2 protein-coding genes are annotated in these 1,911 nt (G+C 60.4%); one reads left to right on the forward strand and one right to left on the reverse strand.

All coding sequences use genetic code 11. From position 1 onward, the window contains the following. The first annotated feature begins 8 nt into the window (after positions 1 to 8). On the forward strand, positions 9 to 134 hold the full coding sequence (locus tag AAAC48_RS27330) for a SnoaL-like domain-containing protein (protein ID WP_340657207.1): 126 nt from the start codon (positions 9 to 11) through the stop codon (positions 132 to 134). Positions 135 to 816: 682 nt separating this feature from the next. On the opposite strand, the gene AAAC48_RS27335 is transcribed toward AAAC48_RS27330, so the two are convergent. Continuing rightward, positions 817 to 1,830, reverse strand: coding sequence for an IS110 family transposase (locus tag AAAC48_RS27335; RefSeq protein ID WP_340657206.1), 1,014 nt, complete (start codon positions 1,828 to 1,830; stop codon positions 817 to 819). Between the last annotated feature and the right edge of the window lie 81 nt (positions 1,831 to 1,911).

Raw genomic sequence — 1,911 nt, forward strand, 5'->3', positions numbered from 1 at the left:
AGTTCGTGGTGCGCTTCACGATGGACGTAACACCAAAGGCCACTGGTCAACGTATGAGCATGGACGAAGTTGGAATCTATACAGTCAAGAACGGAAAGATCATCGAGGAGCGTTTCTGTTATCTGGAAGCCTAAGTAAGGTGGTCCGATCTTGGGGCCTTCCTCAAACTGGTGGTTGCGCGCGTGGAGCGGCGGCCGTGCGCGACCGTGCATTGCATGTTTGAGGTCGTCAACCTATTGACCTGCCGTTCGGTCTAGCCGTTGCTACAGGGCTACTCAACGGCATTCCGGGCGGCATCGAATCCCGATTCAGCTTTCGCACGAATCGCTGGATAGCAGATGCATCGTCCGTACATGTTACGCATTTCAAAGATATTCAGCTTGTTATAACCCCCCAGTGATGCGGCGAGGACTCAACTATCAGTGCCCTCCTTGCCAGCATCGATTGAATGCGAATTCCGCTCTGGCGCTTTCGAGACAAGGCCGATATCAGCTGAGTAAGATTGGCGCCCGGCGATCCACAATGCCGTCCATAATCGTAAGTAGGGGGCGTCCGCTTTGCGCCGATATTGTTCTCTAATGGGTCAAGGGCGGCGGCTCGGTTATGAGCGTTGTCGACGCTTTCGGGTGCCTGCGTTCTCTACGTGCTCAGGTGGCACTTGATGGGGTAAGCTGGGTATGGAGCGGCTTGGTTGAAAGCGCAGTCGGCCGATCTAGTTGGCCGCATGCTACAGTATCGGCGCCGTCATCCATTCCCTCCCTGGGGCGTCGCTCCGCTCGGGAGCTCGTTTCGGTCTCCTATCTGGGCGATCGTTGGCTATGCGGCTTTGAATTCGGTGCCGTGCCGCAGCATCGCGTGCATGATGATGGCCAGCCGCCGTGCGAGAGCAATCCGTGCCTTTCGCATCGTCGACCGCCTTGCGAGCGCCAGCGCCCAGTCCTTCAGCTTCAGCGGGCCCTTGTAGCGCGTCAGCATGACGTTTGCGGCCTCGTAGAGCAGGGTTCGCATCCGCCGGTCGCCGCATTTTGAGATGCTGCCAGTATAATCGACCTCGCCCGATTGATAGCGACGCGGCACAAGGCCGAGATAGGCGCCGATGTCGCGAGACCGGCGGATGCGTCCGGGATCATCGACGGTGGCCGTGAAGGCGAGTGCAGTGAGCTGGCCAACGCCGGGAATAGTCATCAGTCGGCGGCATGCGCCGGAGGCCCTGGCCATCCTTTTCATGTCGGCGTCGATCGCCGCGACAGCCGACAGCACGGCGGTTCGGGCTGTGATGAGGCCTTCCATCGCTGCAGACAGGCCATTGATCCCCTCGCTGGCCCGCAGCGCCTGATCGATGAAGGCCGGGCTGAGCGCGCGCGGCAGGCGGACACCGAACACCACGGCGAGACCACGGATCTGGTTCTCCAGCATGACCCGCTGACCGACCAGCTTCTTGCGGGCGATGATCAGCGCGCGAACGGCATGCGCCGGGAGCGACTTCACGTGCACGGGCTTGAAGAATCCGGTGCGGGCAAGGTGCGCCAAACCACGGGCATCGTTGCGATCGGTCTTGTGGGTCGCAAGCGACTTCAGCGCCTGGTACGCCTGCCGGCTTTCGATGCAGACGACGGGCAGGCCGAAGGCTGCCAGCCCATGGTAGAGCATCGGCGCCATCCGACCGGTCTCGAACACGATGCGCCGGCAAGCGGGCGCCTTTGCCAGCAAGGCTGCGATCGCCTCAGGCGTCGACGCCGTTTTCTCCTCGTGAACGACTGTTCCCTCGCGGTCGACAACACAGACGTGCGTCTCTTCCATCGAGATGTCCAAACCGGCAAAATATTCCATGGTCAGTCTCCTCTTTCAATGACGGAGCCGATCTTAGCGGTCTCCGAGAAGAGCTGCCCGCACATTACCCCATGTTGAAAA

The organism is Phyllobacterium sp. (assembly GCF_037994405.1).
Taxonomy (GTDB): domain Bacteria; phylum Pseudomonadota; class Alphaproteobacteria; order Rhizobiales; family Rhizobiaceae; genus Phyllobacterium.